This is a genomic window from Rhodococcus sp. 7Tela_A2, assembly GCF_049311045.1.
Taxonomy (GTDB): Bacteria; Actinomycetota; Actinomycetes; order Mycobacteriales; family Mycobacteriaceae; genus Rhodococcus.
The window spans coordinates 50,419-69,337 of the sequence record NZ_JAXION010000003.1 but is presented as its reverse complement, the minus strand read 5'-3'; the positions used below and the strand labels follow the sequence as shown (position 1 = coordinate 69,337).

19 protein-coding genes are annotated in these 18,919 nt (G+C 65.9%); 5 read left to right on the top strand and 14 right to left on the bottom strand.

Features of this window, described 5'->3' with window-relative positions; translation table 11 throughout:
• Window position 1 precedes the first annotated feature (1 nt).
• Both TVH25_RS01295 and TVH25_RS01290 read right to left on the bottom strand, forming a co-directional pair.
• A complete protein-coding gene (locus TVH25_RS01295; RefSeq protein WP_422423184.1) occupies window positions 2–859 on the bottom strand; it encodes an alpha/beta fold hydrolase in 858 nt (285 codons plus the stop codon).
• Window positions 860–868: 9 nt separating this feature from the next.
• Window positions 869–1,909: a patatin-like phospholipase family protein gene (locus tag TVH25_RS01290; protein ID WP_169619261.1), complete on the bottom strand. Its 1,041-nt coding sequence runs from the start codon at window positions 1,907–1,909 to the stop codon at window positions 869–871.
• 167 nt (window positions 1,910–2,076) lie between these two features.
• On the opposite strand from TVH25_RS01290, the gene TVH25_RS01285 reads away from it, so the two are divergent.
• Window positions 2,077–2,397, top strand: coding sequence for a hypothetical protein (locus TVH25_RS01285; RefSeq protein ID WP_378528977.1), 321 nt, complete (start codon window positions 2,077–2,079; stop codon window positions 2,395–2,397).
• Window positions 2,398–2,418: 21 nt separating this feature from the next.
• Here the strand turns inward: TVH25_RS01285 and TVH25_RS01280 are convergent, their stop codons facing one another.
• Complete coding sequence (locus TVH25_RS01280; RefSeq protein ID WP_422423183.1) at window positions 2,419–3,273, bottom strand: nitroreductase family protein; 855 nt, start codon at window positions 3,271–3,273, stop codon at window positions 2,419–2,421.
• 180 nt (window positions 3,274–3,453) lie between these two features.
• Here TVH25_RS01280 and TVH25_RS01275 point away from each other — a divergent pair, with 180 nt between their 5' ends.
• The gene (locus TVH25_RS01275; protein WP_422423182.1) at window positions 3,454–3,654 is read left to right on the top strand and encodes a PspC domain-containing protein; all 201 of its coding nucleotides are present in this window, start codon (window positions 3,454–3,456) and stop codon (window positions 3,652–3,654) included.
• Here the strand turns inward: TVH25_RS01275 and TVH25_RS01270 are convergent.
• Window positions 3,621–4,529 carry a LysR family transcriptional regulator gene (locus TVH25_RS01270; protein ID WP_169619253.1) on the bottom strand — a complete coding sequence of 303 codons (909 nt, stop codon included), beginning with the start codon at window positions 4,527–4,529 and terminating at the stop codon, window positions 3,621–3,623. The two genes, TVH25_RS01275 and TVH25_RS01270, sit on opposite strands and share 34 nt — an antisense overlap.
• Window positions 4,530–4,613: 84 nt before the next feature.
• Between TVH25_RS01270 and TVH25_RS01265 the strand changes: the two genes are divergently transcribed.
• Complete coding sequence (locus TVH25_RS01265; RefSeq protein ID WP_169619252.1) at window positions 4,614–5,603, top strand: bile acid:sodium symporter family protein; 990 nt, start codon at window positions 4,614–4,616, stop codon at window positions 5,601–5,603.
• Between the two features lie 613 nt (window positions 5,604–6,216).
• Here TVH25_RS01265 and TVH25_RS01260 read toward each other — a convergent pair.
• The 8 genes from TVH25_RS01260 to TVH25_RS01225 form a co-directional block, all read right to left on the bottom strand.
• Window positions 6,217–7,218: an alpha/beta hydrolase family protein gene (locus TVH25_RS01260; RefSeq protein ID WP_346765030.1), complete on the bottom strand. Its 1,002-nt coding sequence runs from the start codon at window positions 7,216–7,218 to the stop codon at window positions 6,217–6,219.
• A 313-nt stretch (window positions 7,219–7,531) separates the two neighbouring features.
• On the bottom strand, window positions 7,532–8,566 hold the full coding sequence (locus tag TVH25_RS01255) for an alpha/beta hydrolase (RefSeq protein ID WP_296550284.1): 1,035 nt from the start codon (window positions 8,564–8,566) through the stop codon (window positions 7,532–7,534).
• Between the two features lie 326 nt (window positions 8,567–8,892).
• Window positions 8,893–10,518 carry a chaperonin GroEL gene (gene groL, locus TVH25_RS01250; protein ID WP_169619250.1) on the bottom strand — a complete coding sequence of 542 codons (1,626 nt, stop codon included), beginning with the start codon at window positions 10,516–10,518 and terminating at the stop codon, window positions 8,893–8,895.
• A 222-nt stretch (window positions 10,519–10,740) separates the two neighbouring features.
• Entirely contained in the window at window positions 10,741–11,268 is a 528-nt protein-coding gene (locus TVH25_RS01245; RefSeq protein ID WP_169651315.1) for a DUF6764 family protein, read from the bottom strand.
• A gap of 120 nt (window positions 11,269–11,388) precedes the next feature.
• Complete coding sequence (locus TVH25_RS01240; RefSeq protein WP_422423181.1) at window positions 11,389–12,165, bottom strand: HAD-IIA family hydrolase; 777 nt, start codon at window positions 12,163–12,165, stop codon at window positions 11,389–11,391.
• A gap of 105 nt (window positions 12,166–12,270) precedes the next feature.
• On the bottom strand, window positions 12,271–14,196 hold the full coding sequence (htpG, locus tag TVH25_RS01235) for a molecular chaperone HtpG (protein ID WP_422423180.1): 1,926 nt from the start codon (window positions 14,194–14,196) through the stop codon (window positions 12,271–12,273).
• Window positions 14,197–14,245: 49 nt separating this feature from the next.
• On the bottom strand, window positions 14,246–15,499 hold the full coding sequence (fmdA, locus tag TVH25_RS01230) for a formamidase (RefSeq protein ID WP_422423179.1): 1,254 nt from the start codon (window positions 15,497–15,499) through the stop codon (window positions 14,246–14,248).
• Between the two features lie 65 nt (window positions 15,500–15,564).
• Window positions 15,565–15,855 (bottom strand): FmdB family zinc ribbon protein, encoded by a 291-nt coding sequence (locus TVH25_RS01225; RefSeq protein ID WP_169651574.1) that lies wholly within the window; start codon window positions 15,853–15,855, stop codon window positions 15,565–15,567.
• Window positions 15,856–16,033: 178 nt separating this feature from the next.
• Here TVH25_RS01225 and TVH25_RS01220 point away from each other — a divergent pair, with 178 nt between their 5' ends.
• Window positions 16,034–17,272, top strand: coding sequence for an NAD(P)/FAD-dependent oxidoreductase (locus TVH25_RS01220; RefSeq protein WP_422423178.1), 1,239 nt, complete (start codon window positions 16,034–16,036; stop codon window positions 17,270–17,272).
• Here TVH25_RS01220 and TVH25_RS01215 read toward each other — a convergent pair.
• On the bottom strand, window positions 17,223–17,792 hold the full coding sequence (locus TVH25_RS01215; protein WP_422423177.1) for a PadR family transcriptional regulator: 570 nt from the start codon (window positions 17,790–17,792) through the stop codon (window positions 17,223–17,225). The genes TVH25_RS01220 and TVH25_RS01215 overlap by 50 nt on opposite strands.
• Before the next feature lie 50 nt (window positions 17,793–17,842).
• Between TVH25_RS01215 and TVH25_RS01210 the strand changes: the two genes are divergently transcribed.
• Window positions 17,843–18,394, top strand: a complete 552-nt coding sequence (locus TVH25_RS01210) for a DUF1707 SHOCT-like domain-containing protein (protein WP_296550309.1) — start codon at window positions 17,843–17,845, stop codon at window positions 18,392–18,394.
• Here the strand turns inward: TVH25_RS01210 and TVH25_RS01205 are convergent.
• Window positions 18,339–18,773, bottom strand: a complete 435-nt coding sequence (locus TVH25_RS01205) for a pyridoxamine 5'-phosphate oxidase family protein (RefSeq protein WP_169619599.1) — start codon at window positions 18,771–18,773, stop codon at window positions 18,339–18,341. The genes TVH25_RS01210 and TVH25_RS01205 overlap by 56 nt on opposite strands.
• Window positions 18,774–18,919: the final 146 nt, after the last annotated feature.

Here is an 18,919-nt window from a genome sequence, read left to right as displayed (position 1 = left end):
CCTAGCGGTCGCGTAACCACGCGGCGACCTTCGCCGCCGTGTCGACGTTGTCGCGGATCCAGCCGTTGTGCCCGAGCTTCCGGGGGTTGTGCCACGTCGTGATGTCCGCGGCGGGCAGTTTGCCCAGCAGGTGGCGGGCCGACTCCACCGGCGTCAGCTCGTCGCCCTCGATGGTGATCGACAGGACCGGCAGGGTGAGGCGGGCAAGCCGCTCCTCGTAGTCGATGTCGGCGCCGGCCGGATCGAACCGGCCTCCGCGCGCGAGCCGCGCCCAGTCGGAAATCAGGACGCGGGACTGCCGGCCGAATCCTGCCACGTCGATCCGGTCGTCCGGCCAGAAACCCGCGACACTCGACGTCAACGACATCGCCGCCGAGCCCAGCAGGAGTCCGGGGCGGCGGGCACCGCGGTAGTGCCGGTAATACGGGGTGCCCGCAGCGACGAGAATCAGCCCGCCGAGCCGGCCGCGGATCCGCGACGCGTAGAGCACGCCGAGTTGGCCTCCCATCGAATGCCCGAGCAGATAGGGCGTCGAATCCGGAAAGCGCTCCCGCACCACCTCGAACACGGCGGGCAGATGCACGGCGACGATGTCGTGGTAGCCGTAGGTGCTCTCCGGTCCGGGCCGGGGGCGGCTGTCCCCCTGCCCCGCCAGTTCGCAGATCGCCGCATCGAACCCGTACCCGGTCAGCGCCTCGGCGAACGATTCGTAGTATCCGGCGGGAACGCCGAGTCCCGGCACGATCACGACCACTGCGCGTGACGAATCGCGACGGGATTCGTGCTCGTGATCGGGGCCCGCGAACAACCGCACCGGTGTCGTGGTGCCGTCGGGTAACTGGATCGGTACGGTCTGCACCGGCTCAGACTAGGCCGATCCGGGCTCGTCGTTCGCCGGTTCGGGCGCGACCTCCCGCGTGGCGGGGTCCGGGATGCCGGCGTCGTCGAGCGCCGCCGCGGTGAGCGCTCTTCCCAGAGCGATCATGTCCGCGGCCCTGTGGAAATCGAGACTCCGGCACGCGGTTCGCGGGACCTCGACGAACACGTCCGGCGGATAGGCGGCGAGCTGGAACCGCGACAGGGCCGACTGCATGATGTCGAGCGACCGGTTCATCACCGCAACGCGTCCGAACTTCGGCGTCGGCGCGTCGTGCGTTCCGGTATCCGCCTCGGGGACCGTCGTGTCCGCGAACGAGTCGTCGTTGTCTACGCTGCTCGCGGAGAACCGGTTGACCACCGATCGCACGATGTCGGTTTCGAGCACCGAGGCAGCGCTACGACGGAAACGTCCCATCCATTCCTCGGCAGGCCGCGGTTCCGAACTCGCGTTCTCGGGGGAGTGCGGCCGACCGCCGTCCTCTCCGGCGAGACTGACGCCGATCGTGAGATCAGCGTGCATTCCGACGGTCGGGGCGATCGGCAACGGCGACAGTGTGCCTCCGTCGGTGAGAACCCTGCCGTTGAGCACCACGGGAGTGATGACGCCGGGAATTGCGATCGACGCTCGGATCGCCGCGTCGACGGGACCCCGCTGGAACCACACCGCGCGTCCCGCCGCGAGGTCGGTGGCAACGGCTGTGAACGGGATCGGCAGATCCTCGATCGAGACCTCTCCGAGTATGTCGCGCATCTTCGACAGGATCCGCTCGGCGTGGATGGCGCCGGGAGCCGACACCGACACGTCGAGCAGCCGCACGACATCCATCTGGGACAGGCTCAGCGCCCACTGCGTGTACGGCTCGAGTTTGCCCGCCGCGTAGACACCCCCGACCAGCGCACCCATCGAAGCGCCTGCCACGCCGACGATTTCGAGGCCGCGTTCCTCGATCACCTGGATTGCGCCGATATGCGCATACCCCCTGGCGCCCCCGCTCCCCAGCGCAAGCGCCACCCGTGTCCGTCCCGCCATGGACCCGATCGTACGCAGACCCACCCGCATCGCACCCCGGATTCGAACTCGACCCCGAGGTCGAGTTCAGGGTCGAGATGGGGGACGTGCCCGGATGTGTTCGGGTGCATGTCCGGCGCACGATAGACGTGTTCGATTTCGCGGGTCACTCACCATCGGGAGAATTCATGCGCACCAAGGTTATTGCAGCACTCTTTGCCGGCGCGGCGGCCGTCGCTCTCGGAACAGGCACTGCCACAGCACAAACCGTTCCCGTCGTCGTCGGCATGAGCCAGCAGTCGGCGGTCGAGCTTCTCACCGAACGCAACATTCCTCATTCGATCACGAACCGGTCGGGCAATCTGTCGGGTCATTGCGTCGTCACCGAGCAACGCGACAAGGGGAACCGCGTCGAGGTCGACTACGAGTACGACCACGAGGACGGGGCATTCGAGCGCGTCGAAACCGAGGTCTGGCGCGGAATCGGACTCACCGTCGTCTGCCGTTGAGCACTGCCCACGGACGAGTCCTCACTCGAATCCGAACCCTCGCTGCAGCAACGCTTGCCGCAGACCTTCCCGGTGCCCCAGCGCACCCGGTGCGGCAAAACGACCGAGGACGCGCTCGCTCCAGCTGTCCGGTAGGCCCTGGCTCCGGTAGAACTGCGCAATGGCGTCTTCGTATGCGGCTACCCCTTCGTCCTCCGCATCCTGCGCGCCGGACCCGTACTGCTCTCGGTGCAGCACGACGTCCTGACCGAGCCGCGGCTTGACCTCCGGATACTCGGCCGGGTCGGGACGGCCCACCACCAGCCCGACCACGGCGAAACTGTGGTCGGGCAAGGCCAGTTCGGAAGCAAGGTCGGTCGGGTGGTCACGGAGCGCCCCGATGAATACCGTGCCGAGCCCGAGTGATTCCGCGGCGAGTGCGGCGTTCTGCGCGGCCACGGTCGTGTCGACGATCCCGAGCACCGCCGATTCGAGATAGCCCGCGTTGACGAGGTCTCTGCCACGCCTCGTCGCCAACCGGGCGGCACGCGCCAGATCCGCGACCCACACCAGGAGAAGAGGCGCGCTGCGCACCGCCTCCTGGTTGCCGGCGAGTTCCGCTATGCGGCCGAGGCGCTCACGATCGGTCACCGCGATCACACTCCACAACTGCAGGTTGCTGGAACTGGCAGCCGACGAAGCCGCCGCGACGATCGCACGGAAGTGGCTTTCGGACACCTTCTCGGGCAGGAACTTCCGTACCGACCGGTGCGCGAGCTGAACCGCAAGAACGTCGTTCCACAGCAATGGGTCGATGCGGGCGCCTACACGTTCGGCTTCATCGGCGCCGTAGCGGCGAAGCAAGGCGACGAGACGACGATCGCTGACGGTGTCCATGGACGGGAACTCCTTCTCGAAAACATGACGAACACCGAGTCTGCTCTTCCCGATCACGACCGGCGATACTTGGCCTCATCCTGATCCTGGGTCTCGCCCGCACCCCCGAGAGAAAGATCAGGGTAGAGATCCGGGTTCGTCCCCGATGTGCGGAAGGCTCACAACCGGCACGATCGAATCATGACATTCGAGAACAACACCCCCCGTCCCTTCGCCCGCTCCTCGTCGCAGCGCATTCTCGGTGGCGTCTGCGGAGGCCTCGCCGAATACTTCGGCCTGGACGTCAATCTCGTCCGCGCGGGCGCGGTGCTCGCAGCGTTCGTCACCGGTGGCACGGCAGTGCTTCTCTACCTCGCCCTGTGGATGCTGCTGCCGGAATGAGGGTCGGTGTCGTGGGTATCGCGCACCAGCCGGTCGGCGTTGGCCAGAATCGCTGCACGGAGCGCACGCTCCGGCTCACTGAGCACGCTTCGGCGCGCGACGAGCACGAAATCGAGATGACCGGCATCGGGTAACCGGCGGGTTGCGGACCGAACAGGAACGAGACCCGCCGGTGGGAGCCTGCTCGCATGCAGGACGACACCCAGCCCCGCCAGTGCTGCAGCGCTCAACCCGATGAGACTGTCGGCGACGCATGTCACCCGCGCTCCGTATCCGCACCGCTGGAGCACGTCGAGCGCGATCTCCCGGGTCAGCGACGGGTGGGGATAGGTGACGAGCGGTATCGGTCCCTCCGGGTCCGGCACGAAGCCGGGTGCGCCGAGGAACTCGAGCTTGTCACGGAAGATCAGTTCGCCGTGACGCTCGCCGGGCCGGCGCTTTCCGAACATGAGATCGAGATCGCCGTCCTCCAGGCTGCGGTGCAGGTTCTCACTGAGTCCGACGGTGAGTTCGAAATCCACACGCGGATGCCCCCGCCGGAACTCGGCGAGGATCGCGGGGAGTTCGTGGAGCACCAGATCGTCGGACGCACCGAACCGCACGCGCCCACTGACGGTGGATTCGGTGAAGTAACGCTGGGCGGCGTGGTGACGCTCGAGGATCTCGCGGGCGAATCCGAGCATCGCGCTCCCGTCGGCGGTCGGCTCGACGGTGTGGGTGTCGCGCACGAACAGCCGACGACCCGCAGTCGCCTCGAGTTTGGCGACGTGCTGACTCACGGTGGATTGCCGCAGGCCCAGGCGCCGCGCCGCCGCCGTGAAACTGCGTTCGCTTTCGACGGCCAGGAAACTACGGAGGTGGACGGGATCGAACACCCCTGCATTCAATCACAATCTGTGATCACAGTGATCGCGGTAATCGGCTTCTCGAATCAGCCCACCATGGCCTAGCGTCGAACCATGCTGGCGAAGATCCCGTTTCTCAATCGACTCGACCCGTTCCTTGTCGGAATCGTGCTGACAGTTGCCGTCGCCGCGGCCCTGCCCGCACACGGCGTCGGGCTCGATGTCTTCACATGGGCATCGAAGATCGCGATCGGCCTTCTCTTCTTCCTGTACGGCGCGCGCCTGTCTACCGCCGAAGCCGTGGCGGGCCTGAGACATTGGCGGCTGCACGCGACCATTCTCGCGGTCACCTTCGTGATCTTCCCGCTCCTCGGCCTTGCTGCCAAGGTCTTCGTTCCGTGGCTGCTCACCGAGCCGCTCTATCTGGGTGTGTTGTACCTGTGCCTGCTGCCCTCGACAGTGCAGTCCTCGATCGCACTGGTCTCCGTTGCTCGCGGCAATATCCCCGGCGCGGTCGTCTCGGCATCTGCCTCGAGCCTGCTCGGAATCCTGTTCACCCCGGCACTCGTCGCAGTGACGATGAGTACGCAAGGAGTGACCTTCAGTTCCGCGGCAGTGCTGGACATCGTGCTCATGTTGCTGGTCCCCTTCGTCGCGGGCCAGGTCATGCGCCGCTGGATCGGGGGCTGGGTCACGGCACACGGCAAGCCCCTCAAGCTCGTCGACCGCGGTTCCATTCTGCTCGTCGTCTATGTCGCGTTCAGTCGCGGCATGAACGAGGGCATCTGGACCCAGTTGTCTGTTCTGCGTCTGCTTGCACTCGCCGGAGTGTGCATACTCCTGCTGGCGATCGTGCTGGCGCTCACCTGGTACGCGCCCGCCAAACTCGGATTCTCGTACGAGGACCGGACGGCCATCCTCTTCTGCGGTTCCACCAAGTCGCTCGCCACCGGCCTGCCGATGGCCACGGTTCTGTTTCCCGGAGAACCCATCGGACTGATCATTCTTCCCCTCATGCTGTTTCACCAGATTCAGCTGCTGGTGTGTGCAGCGATCGCCGCCCGACTCGCGAAGCAATCGGCCGAGCCGGCGCTGCAAAGCTGATCAGGCCGGAGGGAACCGGCGGTCCGGCGCTGACGAACGCGCCCACGAAACGGAAGAGGCCGTGAGCCCCGAACCTCGGGACTCACGGCCTCATAATCCACTCTTTACAGCGAGCCGGTCAGCAGTACCGGCGCGATCACCAGGATCAGTTCGACGAACTGGCTGATGGCTTCGAAACCACTCGAGATGCTACCCATGTTTCCTCCAGATTCCTGCCGGAGACGTCATGCCCCCGGGCGTCGGATAGAGCGACGATCGACGGTCAGGTACAACCAGCGATCGGGTACAGCGGCGATCGGGTTATGCGGCGATCAGCTGATGAACTGCGCGGTCTGCAGGAGCAGCGAGAAGAAGAAGTTGATGATCTCGGTGATCGTTGTGCTACCCATGTGTCCTCCTGGAGACGATGAAACAGATCGGTTGCGGCACAGTAAATTTCGGATCCGAGCGGGTGCCGTGGGGCCAACCATACTGTCCGGTACTTAAAGCGTCAATGGTTTTTGTGGAGAAGTCGTGAGCGCTGATGATTCGCTAATCCGCTGCGCATCAACATAATTCGCACGGTAGATCGCGGTGCGCCCATGACAGGTGAGCGCACCCGACTGTGCAAATATCAGCGCGTCTCCATAGCCCTCGCAAGCATGGGCCACGAGTTGTGCAAGTCGTCTTCCCAGTAGCCCCAGGAATGCGTTCCGGTCGGGCGGAACTCGAAAACAGCGGGTATATCCAGCTCTTCGAGCCTGGCTGCGAGACGCCGTGTGCAGTCGTCGACCGCAGCCTCGATCACGCCGCCCATCACCACCTGGTTCAACAGCAGAGCCGGGTCGTTCCCGACCGAACGGGCGCCGAGGTGCTCATGCTTGCCCGGGAGTCCGGTAGCCGAGGAGACATAGAGGTCGATACCTCGCAACTTCTCGGCGTTGACGTACGGGTCGTTCTCGACCCATCCGGGACCGTCGAGCGGGCCCCACATGTTTTCCACATCGGCTCCTCCGCGGCTTTCGACCACGGTCCGGATATAGAGTTGCCCGAGTTCTGTACTCGTTTCGGCACATCCGCTGTAGGCGCCTACCGCCCGGTACAACGTCGGCTTCGCGATGGCGAGGCCCAACACCGACGTCCCCGACATCGACAGCCCCGCGATGGCATTCACACCCGTCGTACCGAAGGCGGCATCGATGACCGGAGGAAGCTCACGCGTGAGGAAGGTGGTCCACTTGTTGCGGCCGAGTACCGGATCGTCCCGTCGCCAGTCGGTGTAGTAGCTGAATGATCCGTCCAGCGGAGTCACGACGTTGACGTTCTTGTCGGCGAAGAATTCGTCGATGTCCGTCTGCTCGTCCCAGGTGGCCACCCCCTGCCCTCCGCCGGCCCCGTTCAGCAGATAGAGCGTGGGGGCGGCGTGACTCGTGTCGGCCGGTGTGCGCACACGAAGCGGCACGACCCGGTCCATCGCCGCGGAGTACACGTGGGCCACCACCGCGCGTTCGTTCTCGACAACGATGTGGGACAGATACGAAACATTCTGTGCGGACGCAATATTCGGCAGCGCGACGAGAACCGTCGCCGCTACCCCCACCACCGCAAGTATCCGCTGGAACAACGCCGAGATCACTCGACCCTCCCTGATGCTTCGTCGACGCACGCGGCGACGCCCGATGACCGCCTCCGAATAGTCCGGAGACGCATCAATAGATACACCACGAGAAGGAGGAATAGTGCGAAACGGACATTCCGGTGGGAGTCAGCCCAGTTTCCCAGGCGTGCACCTGGGGTCCGGCCACATCGGACCCACCCGGTCATCCGTCGACAGCGACGCCAACGACGGATTTTGTCCGCTGCCGCGAACCGCCGTATACGACGAACCGGTCATCACCATCGAAGGTGATGACCGGTTCGTCAAGTGCGCGCACCGGGTCGGTGTCGTCTCAGCTCACCTCGAGTGCGTTCGCAAGCATGGGCCACGAGTTGTGCAGATCGTCTTCCCAATAACCCCAGGAATGCGTTCCCGCCGGACGGAAGTCGAACACAGCGGGAATTTCCAGCTCCTCCAGGCGCGCAGCCAACCGGCGCGTGCAGTTGTCGACCGCCGCCTCGATCACGCCTCCGACAACCACCTGGTTCGCCAGCAGGCCCGGATCGTCGCCGACCCAGGTAGAGCCGAGACGATCATGCTCACCCGGCAGCCCGGTGGCCGAGGAGATGTAGAGATCGATGCCCCGCAACTTCTCGGCGTTGACGAAGGGATCGTTCTGGACCCAACCGGGGCCGCCGTACGGGCCCCACATGTTCTCCGCGTTCGCTTCTCCGCGACTCTCCACCACTGCCCGGACATAAAGTTGCCCGAGTTCGGTGCTCGTTTCGGCACAGCCGCTGTAGGCACCCACCGCTTTGTACAGTGTCGGCTCCGCGATCGCGAGACTCAGAACCGAAGTCCCCGACATCGACAATCCCGCGATCGCATTCGTGCCGGTCGTGCCGAATTCGGCATCGATGATCGGCGGCAGTTCACGAGTGAGGAACGTCGTCCACTTGTTCCGGCCCAGAATCGGGTCGTCCTCGAGCCAATCGGTGTAATAGGTGAACGAGCCGTCCAACGGAGTGACCACGTTGACGTTCTTGTCGGCGAAGAACTCGTCCATGTTCGTCCGCGCATCCCAGGTGGCTACCCCTTGCCCGCCACTGGCGCCGTTGAGCAGATAGAGCGTCGGACTCGGCACGCTCGTGTCCGCCGGCGTGTACACGCGCAGCGCCACTTCACGATCCATCGCTGCGGAGTACACGTGGGCCACCACGACGCGATCGCTCTTGACCTCGACGCGGGACAGATGCGAAACAGGCTCGGCGGAAGCAATGCCCGGTGCTCCGAGGAGAACCAGCACCCCTATCCCTACAGTGGCGATCGCTCGCCGGAACAACGCCGAGATCACTCGACCGACCTCCCGTGTGCTTTCGTCAGCCAAACGGCGACGCTGAGTTACCGCCCCGAATAATCGAGGGCTCTGTCAATTGATACACCATAGACCTCCCAATGGGAATGAATCGGACATCGGGTTCGGGGGTGGGATTTCGGGTCTCGAAGGTCAGGGTCGCGGCCGGAAGGACGGGGCCGGGCCGTGTACGCACCCCGGGCACTCAGCGGCCGCGAGTTACGCAGGTCGTCCGCTCGGTAATCCCGGGAATGCGTTCCTGCCGAACGCATCAGGAACAACGAGGTTCCCCGGACATGCCGCGGGGGGGGGGGGGGGGCCCCGCGCGGAGGACTACCTGGCGTATGCCGGGGGCTGGATCAGAAGTCCATGCCGCCCATGCCGCCGGTCGGATCGCCGGCCGGAGCAGAAGACTTCTCCGGCTTGTCGGCGACAACGGCCTCGGTGGTCAGGAACAGAGCCGCGATGGACGCTGCGTTCTGCAGCGCCGAGCGGGTGACCTTGACCGGGTCGTTGATGCCTGCAGCGAGCAGGTCGCCGTACTCGTTGGTCGCGGCGTTGAGGCCGTGGCCCGCGGGCAGGTTGCGAACCTTCTCGGCAACGACGCCGGGCTCGAGGCCGGCGTTGAAGGCGATCTGCTTCAGCGGTGCTTCGAGAGCAACGCGGACGATGTTCGCACCGGTCGCCTCGTCGCCCTCGAGCTTGAGCTCGTCCAGAGCCGGAGCGGCCTGCAGAAGTGCAACGCCACCGCCGGCGACGATGCCCTCTTCGACTGCTGCCTTGGCGTTACGCACGGCATCTTCGATGCGGTGCTTGCGCTCCTTGAGCTCGACCTCGGTCGCAGCGCCGGCCTTGATGACGGCGACGCCACCGGCCAGCTTGGCCAGGCGCTCCTGCAGCTTCTCGCGGTCGTAATCCGAATCCGACGCCTCGATCTCGGCGCGGATCTGGTTGACGCGACCGGCGATGGAGTCGGGATCGCCCGCACCCTCGACGATGGTGGTCTCGTCCTTGGTGACGACGACCTTGCGTGCCTGGCCGAGGAGCTCGACGCCGGCGGTCTCGAGCGAGAGGCCGACCTCTTCGCTGATGACCTCGCCACCGGTGAGGATGGCGATGTCGGCGAGCTGAGCCTTACGGCGATCGCCGAAGCCCGGAGCCTTGACGGCGACGGACTTGAAGGTGCCGCGGATCTTGTTCAGCACCAGGGTCGACAGGGCTTCGCCCTCGACATCCTCGGCGATGATCAGCAGCGGCTTGCCCGACTGGATGACCTTCTCGAGCAGCGGCAGCAGGTCCTTGACCGTGGAGATCTTGGAGCTGACGAGCAGGATGTAGGGATCCTCGAGCACTGCCTCCTGACGCTCTGCGTCAGTGGCGAAGTAGAGGGAGATGTAGCCCTTGTCGAAGCGCATGCCCTCGGTCAGCTCGAGCTGAAGGCCGAAGGTGTTCGACTCCTCGACGGTGATGACGCCTTCTTTGCCCACCTTGTCGATGGCCTCGGCGATGAGCTCACCGATCGCGGGGTCACCGGCGGAGATGCCGGCGGTAGCAGCGATCTGCTCCTTGGTCTCGACTTCCTTGGCGGTGTCGAGCAGCCGGGCCGTGACAGCCTCGACGGCCTTCTCGATGCCGCGCTTGAGGCCGAGCGGGTTTGCTCCTGCTGCAACATTGCGCAGACCCTCGCGCACCAGCGCCTGGGCGAGAACGGTGGCGGTGGTGGTGCCGTCACCCGCAACGTCGTCGGTCTTCTTGGCGACTTCCTTGACCAGCTCGGCGCCGATCTTCTCGTACGGGTCCTCGAGCTCGATCTCCTTGGCGATGGACACACCATCGTTGGTGATCGTGGGAGCGCCCCACTTCTTCTCGAGAACGACGTTGCGACCCTTGGGGCCCAACGTCACCTTGACTGCGTCGGCGAGGCTGTTGAGGCCCCGTTCGAGGCCGCGACGAGCCTCTTCGTCGAACGCGATGATCTTGGCCATTGCGAAGTGATCCTCCGGGTATGGGGGTGACACGCTTGCCGGCCGGGTTCAGTGCCCGCGACGGACGACCAGGGAGTGTCGTTATTCCCGGTCTCACCGTCCCGACCTGGCACTCAGGTGTGGCGCGTGCTAAGTGCATTCTTACCACGCGGGGGTGGTGAGTGCAAGATTACAGGCACACACCACCCCCGTCACAGTGCAGCGGAAAAACGCGGAAGAAAGTTATCGACGCGTAGAACCGACACCCACGGCGCACCACTGACCGGTCGCCGTGTTGACCGCGAACGACTGGGCACCCACGCAGGTCACGCCGGTCGTATCGGCGGTCGCACCCGAGCCCCAGCCCGCGACCGACACCGTCATGGCCGGTCCCTCGGCCCACGAATGACTCAGCCCGCCGCCGAGCGCGTACGCGTAGGAGCGGCCTCCGTCGGCGGCCCCGCTGAGCGCAGTGCCGAATCCGGTTGCGTGGGACTCGGCAGCTCCCCCTCGCTCCGCGACGGACACCGCGGTGCCGCTGTCGGCAGCCGACGCGCGCGCCGTGGCGCCCGGAGCGGCCGTCGCGCCGCAACTCGCGGCGTCCGAGACGAGGATCTGGTTTGCGGACGGCGGAGACAGACACGTCACCGGAGCGGCCGCCGCGGTCCCGGTCCCCATGAAAGCGGCCGACGCCACGCCGAGGGCGACGAGCACACCGGCGCGTGCGACACGGCGGCCGGAGAGAACGGAACGGAAGGATCGAATGGACAAAGAGCACTCCTCTGCGCTGGATTGCCTCTACAGGAGACGGTGAGGGCTGATCCCCCGGCGGTAGGGTACCGATCACACCGGACGGGCGCGAGGAACCACCTCACAGGTGGACGTGCGTCCTCAGAGGGCGTCGAGCAGTGCCGGCAGATCGGCCACCGAGTCGATCACATGGTCGGGCTCGTCGACCGAGAGATCGAGCACCGACTGGCGAAACTTCCCGGTACGTACCAGAACTCCGGTCATACCGAGCCGCTGACCGGGAACCACCTCACCCGCGAGGTCGTCACCGACCACGACGATGGAGTCGGGTTCCGCGCCCATCAGGTCCGCCGCGACGAGGAACCCGCGCATCGAGGGCTTGCCTACCGTCACCGCGGTCCGGCCGGTCAACTCCTCGAGCCCGGCGAGGTACGACCCGGTGTCGAGGCGCAACCCGTCGTCCGTCTGCCACGACATCGCCCGGTGCATCGCAACGACAGGCACTCCGCCGAGCATCAGGTCCGCGACCCTGCTCAGCGCGCGGTGGTCGTAATGACGACCTGCTCCACCCAGGACGACGACCTCGGGATCGACGTCGTCCTGCACGATGCCCTCGAGATCGTCCTCGATATCACCGTCGTTCAGTACCCAGCAGCGGCGGCCCGGGTAGGTCTGCCGGACGTATTCCGCGGTGAGTCCCGCGGCCGTCACTATTTCGTCCGGATCGACCGGCATTCCCAGATCGGTGAGCGAGCGCGCGATCGCGGAGCGCGTGCGCGAAGTGGTGTTGGTGAGAAATGCCCGGGTCACGCCGTCCTCGCGCAACCGGGCCAGCACGTCGGCGGCCCCCGGCACCGGCTTCCACGAGGTGACGATCACGCCCTCGATGTCGAACAGAACTCCACCCACGTCACTCATGAACCGACCCTATCGATGACGTGGCGGGCAGAGCCAGGGGGGGCGGAAGCGGACGTCGGTTCCGCACCGCCCCCGGGCCCGATCACACCGCCCCCTTGGGCCCGACTACACCGTGCGGGCGAGGCGGTCGGCGAGGAGCCGTGTGAAGCGCGCCGGGTCCTCGACCTCACCGCCTTCGGCGATCAGCGCCATCCCGTACAGCAGTTCCGCGGTCTCGGCGAGCGCAGGATCGTCGTTGCGTTCCGCGTGCGCCGTGCGAAGACCCGAGACGAGCGGATGTCCGGCGTTGAGTTCGAGGATGCGCTTGGTTCGCGGGATCGGCTGGCCCGATGCCCGGTACATGCGTTCGAGCGCCGGCGACATGCTGAAGGTGTCGCCCACGATGCAGGCGGGCGATGTCGTGAGGCGCGACGAGAGCCGCACCTCCTTGACGTGTTCGTCGAGGGTGTCCTTCATCCACGTCAGCAGGTCGCCGAACTCTTTCTCCTGCTCCTCGCGTTCGGCTTCGGCCGCCTTCTTCTCGTCCTCGGTGTCGAGATCGACCTCGCCCTTGGCGACGGAGCGGAACGGCTTGCCGTCGTACTCCGGAACCGACGTCACCCACATCTCGTCGACCGGGTCGGTCAGCAAGAGCACCTCGATGCCCTTCGCCGCGAACGCCTCCATGTGCGGCGAGCTTTCGAGCAGCTGCCGGGACTCGCCGGTGATGTAGTAGATCTCGTCCTGGCCGTCCTTCATGCGTTCGACGTATCCGGCGAGCGTCGTCTGCTCGTCGTCACTCGCCGTCGAGTCGAAGGACGCGATCTCGAGAAGCGTGTCGCGGTTGTCGGTATCGGAGATCAGGCCTTCCTTGAGGACGCGGCCGAACTCGTTCCAGAAGGTCCGGTACTTCTCGGCGTCCTGCGTCGCCATGTCCTTGACCGTCGACAGGACCTTCTTGGTGAGGCGGCGGCGGATCGCGCGGATCTGCCGGTCCTGCTGCAGGATCTCGCGGGAGACGTTGAGCGAGAGGTCCTGCGCGTCGACCACACCCTTGACGAACCGCAGGTACTCGGGAACGAGATCCTCGCAGTCGTCCATGATGAAGACGCGCTTGACGTAGAGCTGGATGCCTGTCGTCCGCTCCCGGGTGAACAGGTCGAACGGCGCATGGCTCGGAATGAAGAGCAGCGCCTGGTACTCGAACGTCCCCTCCGCGCGCATCGGAATGATCTCGAGGGGTTCGTCCCATGCGTGCGCGACGTGCTTGTAGAACTCGGTGTACTCCTCGTCGGACACCTCGTCCCGCGAGCGCGCCCACAGTGCCTTCTGCGAATTGAGCGTCTTGGTCTCGACGCCGACCTCGTCGGTACCGTCCTCACCCTTGGTGGTGCGCGTGACCTCCATACGAATCGGCCAGGCAATGAAGTCGGAGTACTTCTTGACGATCTCCTCGAGCTTCCACTGCGAGGTGTAGTCGAAGAGGTGGTCGTCGGCATCCTCCGGCTTGAGGTGGAGGGTGACGGACGTGCCCTGCGGGGCGTCGTCCACGGTCTCGATCGTGTAGGTGGATTCTCCGCTCGATTCCCACCTGGTTCCCGAGGCTTCGCCCGCCTTGCGGGTGACCAGCGTGACCTTGTCGGCGACCATGAACGAGGCGTAGAAACCGATGCCGAACTGGCCGATCAGTTCCTGGGATGCGGCGGCGTCCTTGGCTTCGCGCAACTTCTGCCGCAGTTCACCGGTGCCCGAACGCGCGAGCGTGCCGATCAGATCGACGACTTCGTCGCGCGTCATGCCGATGCCGTTGTCGCGGACCGTGAGGGTGCGGGCCTCCTTGTCGACCTCGAGTTCGATGTGCAGGTCGGACGTGTCGACCTGCAGATCCTTGTCGCGGAAGGATTCGAGCCGGAGCTTGTCCAGCGCGTCGGAGGCGTTGGAGATCAACTCACGAAGGAACGTGTCCTTGTTGGAGTAGATCGAGTGGATCATCAGATCGAGCAGTTGGCGCGTCTCGGCCTGGAACTCACGCTGTTCGACGTGTGTGCTCATTCTTGTCCCCTTCGGCAGCAGAACTTTCGAACGGGATCTTAGGACGTGTTTACGCCGGCGAGCGGGGCGCCCCCGCACCCGGATCGATCCGGAACGGGCCGTCGACGCTCGGGGAGACCGGGAAGTCGAAGATCGAGGTCGGGATGTAGACGGTCGCGCACGAGTTCGGGATGTCGACGACTCCCGACAATCTGCCTTCGATGGGCGCGGCGCCGAGCAGAAGATAGGCCTGTTCCGGGGTGTAACCGAACTTGGTGAGGTAGTCGATGGCGTGCAGACACGCGCGCTGGTACGCCAGTTGCGAATCCAGGTACCGCTGTTCACCGTCGAGCGTCACCGACGTTCCGGAGAACGCCAGCCACTCCGAGAACTGCGGGTCGGTGTTGCCCGGCATGAAGATCGCGTTCTCGCTCACGCCGTAGGTCGTCATCCCGCCGGGAATGATGTCGACGCGAAGATCGATGAACCCGCCCATCTCGATGGCGCCGCAGAACGTGATCTCGCCGTCGCCCTGGGAGAAGTGCAGGTCACCGACCGACAGATTCGCGCCGTCGACGAACACGGGATAGAAGATGCGGCTGCCCTTGGTGAGGTTCTTGATGTCCTGGTTGCCGCCGTTCTCGCGCGGCGGTGCGGTACGAGCGCCCTCCCCCGCGACCCGATCGAACTCGGGGCCTGTCAGAGCACCGAGAATCGCCCCGTTCGGTTCCGGCGGAAGCGCCAGTGGCGGAACACGCTCCGGGTCGGTCGCGATGAGTGCGGCCTCGCGCGTGTTCCACGTCGAGAGCAGGTCGTGCGACGGGGCCGTGCCCATCAGTCCCGGATGCACGATGCCCGTGAAAGACACGTGCGGAATATGCCGGCTCGTTGCCGTCTGACCGGAGAAATCCCAGACCGCCTTGTACGCGTCGGGGAACTGGTCGGTGAGGAACCCGCCGCCGTTCGGCTTGGCGAAGATGCCGGTGTACCCCCAGCCCTGTCCCGCGAGCGGCCCGGAATCCTCCTGCGGGATGGGCCCGAGGTCGAGAATGTCGACGATCAGCAGATCCCCGGGTTTCGCACCTTCCACCGCGAACGGCCCGGACAACGCGTGCACGGTGTGCAGCGGAGCATTGCGGATGTCGTCGGCGCTGTCGTCGTTGTGGATCTCGCCGTCGAACCACTCGCGGCAGTGCACCCGGAACGAGTCTCCCGGCTTGACCGTCGCGACGGGCGGAATGTCGGGGTGCCACCGGTTGTGGCCGATCTTCTCCTGCTCGGTGAACTTGCGATTGGAGTCGAGCGGGAAGATGACGTCGGGCAAGGGAACCTCCTGGAGTGAGCACCGGGGGCTGAGCGACCGGGGGTGCGAGCCGTATTCCGGCCAGGTCAGGGCCGGGGAAGCATTCGATGACGAGGATCGGTGGTGACCGGACGCGGTGGCGTGCGCGGACTACCGGGTATCGCACCCGACACCACAGCGGGTTCGGACGCGGTGCGCGCGGTGGAATCGAGCACGCGCATCGCCGCCGTGCGGCCGCGCCCGAGTCGTGGCGCGGTCACCGCGCGCAGTGACTCGGCGGCACACGCGGGGCATGCGGTGGTGGGGCGGACGTCGCTCATCGGAGCGGATACGTCGAACGGACCGCAGTCGACGCAGCGGTATTCGTAGAGCGGCATCGGCAACAACCCTTCGCGCATGGGACTGCGCCGACCGTAACCGACAATCCCCCGCGACACCGGTCTCCGACGAAACTCGTTACCCGGCAGTAACACTCCCGTTGCTCACCGCGATTCGCGGCGCGCGCCGCCGGGGTCCATCATGGTGGCGGGGTCACTCGAACGACGGGAGTGCGTCATGGCAGTTCGTCGGGTGGTGGTTGTCGGCGCGGGCATGGTCGGGCTGTCGACGGCGTGGTTCCTCCAGGAACACGACCTCGAGGTGACGGTGCTGGACCGTACCGGCGTGGCAGCCGACGCCTCGTGGGGCAATGCCGGTTGGCTCGCCCCGGCACTGACATTGCCGCTGCCGGAACCGTCCGTGCTGAGGTACGGGCTTCGTTCGGTGCTCACGCCGTCGTCGCCGGTATACGTGCCTTTCACCACCGACCTGCGGCTTCTGCGGTTCCTCGCGGATTTCGCCCGGCACTGCACCACGCGGCGCTGGAAGCGCTCGGCGGAGATCTTCGCCCGCACCGACCGGATCGCACCCGAGGCGTACGACGTCCTCGCAGCCGGCGGCGTGGCCGAACGGACACGGCAAGCAGACCCGTTCCTCGCCGCGTTCACGAGCGAATCCGACCGCGACCACCTGATAACGGAGTTGGACCACTCACGGGCAGCAGGCGGAGAGGTCGACTTCGATCTGCTGGATGCGGACAGCCTGCACGCGCTGGCCCCGGCGCTCGGCGACCCGGTGTGCGCGGGGTTGCGCATCCGGGGGCAGCGGTTCCTCGATCCGCCCCGCTTCATGTCGGCGCTCGCCGAGTCCGTTCGCGTCCGGGGCGGAGAGGTGGTGGCGGGCTACGAGGTGACGGCGGTACGCGACTCGGGTGGCACGGTCGAGGTCGTCTCGGCGGACGGGCGGCGGGCGGCCGCCGATGCCGTCGTGCTCGCAACCGGAGCGCGGCTCGATGCGCTTGCGCGTCCGTTCGGTGTCCGCACGCGAGTGCAGGCCGGGCGCGGTTACAGCTTCACCGTTCGTCCGGAGGAGCCACTCGACCATCCCGTCTACTTCCCTGCCCAGCGCGTGGCGTGCACGCCGCTGCACGACCGGCTCCGCATCGCCGGAATGATGGAGTTCCGCAGTCCCGACGCCCCGCTCGATCCGCGGCGGATCACGGCGATCGTCGACGCGACCCGTCCGCTCCTGCCGCGGATCGACTGGGACCGGCGGCACGAGGAGTGGGTGGGGTCGAGGCCTTGCACCGCCGACGGTCTGCCCCTGATCGGAGGCACACGTTCACCTCGGGTCTTCGTTGCGGGCGGGCACGGCATGTGGGGCGTCGCGCTGGGACCGATGACGGGCCGGATGCTGGCGAATGCGATTACCGGACATCAGGATCCGTTGTCGGCGCATTTCGATCCGCTGCGTTGACCGCTCCGCCGAGTCGCTCGTCCATGCCGCGAAGCCAGCTCAGGACAGCGCGCTCGTACGCGATGCCGAATTCCACGGTAGCGGCCGGATAGTCCGGCAGTACGTGGCTTGCCAGCAACTGTTCGTACTCGGAGAGTTGCCGTTCGTGCTCGGCCCGATAGTGGGCGAGGATCTCGACCAGCCTGTGCGCCGGCAGATGCTCGGCGAAAGCCACGGTGAGCAGAAGAGGATGCCGGATGTTCTCCGGCCCGGGATCACGCTCGAGCCAGTCGGCGAACGCGCGCCGGCCGTCGTCGGTGAGAGCGTAGGGCTTGCGGGCTCGCGGTCCCGTCTCTCCCGCTTCGATCAGGCCGTCGCGTTCCATCGCCGAGAGTTCTCGATAGACCTGGCTGGTGGTGAGCGACCAGAACTTCCCGATTCGCTCCTGCGCCGTGGTGACAAGGTCCCAACCCGTTTTGGGGCCTTCGTGGAGAAACCCCAGGAGGGACGCCGCTGTGGCGTTGAGGGGACGTCCGGCCATGCGTTTTTCCTGTCGTCGAGGGGTTGACATTCCACTGTGGCATATCCACCATGGACACACCGACATTCCACAATGGAATCTCCCTCGGAATCCTCCTGGAGGACCCCATGTCCACCGAGAATCTGCGGATATCAGAACCCGAGCGCGCGCGGTACGTCGACGAACTCGTCCGTCATGTCGGCGCCGGTCGCCTGACGGTCGACGAATTCGACCGGCGAGCAGCCCGTATCTACGCGTCCGACACCGTCGCCGAAGCACGCGAACAGTTCACCGGCCTTCCGGTGAGCATGTCGCCGGAACGCCCCTCGGCGGCCGGCCGCTCCCGCCGCCGGCTTTCGGCACACCAGCGCATCGAGTGGTCCATATGGGCGAGTGTGGGCGCGATCAACGTCCTGGTCTGGGTACTCGTCTCGCTCGCCACGACCTCGCTGGTCTACCCGTGGCCGATCTGGGTGATCGGACCGTGGGGACTCGTACTCCTCACCCGAACGGTGCTCGGCATCGAGAGCCCGTCGCACGCGCACGCCCTGCGGCACGTACGCGCTCTCAGTGGCCCCGGCGGAACTTACGGAAGTCCCAGCTGGCGATCGACTCGGGGGTGACCCGGAGCCAGGCATGCCGCCCGTCGGCAACGAATTCGTCTCTGCCCGTGTATTTCCGGGCGAACGCCAGTTCGACCCCGTGAAGCGTGCCGTCCGGATCCGTTCCGCGGGGCACATCACCGACAGCCCGTACGGCGCCTCGGATCTCCACTCCCCGCAGGTCTCCGAACTCGACCCCGCCGTCGACGACGACGGCAATACGCGGATCGCGCTCGAGATCGGTCCACCGCTGGCTTCGCACCACCGAATTGAGCCAGACGAAAGTCCCGTCCCACACGAACCACAGCGGAGCCACATGCGGACTGCCGTCCTTACCGACGGTCGCGACCCGGCACGTCCTCTCTTCCGAGAGAAAGGCGTCGATCTCCTCTGCGGTCATGGCGATCGCCCGACCCCGCCGCTGCTGCCGGACCACTCCGTCTGACGTCACACGAGCCTCCCAAGAATCGTATTCTCCATTTTGGGATAGATGCTCTCACCGCAACGGCGCCGACACAACGGCAACCGTGTCGGCGGTCTCTGCGA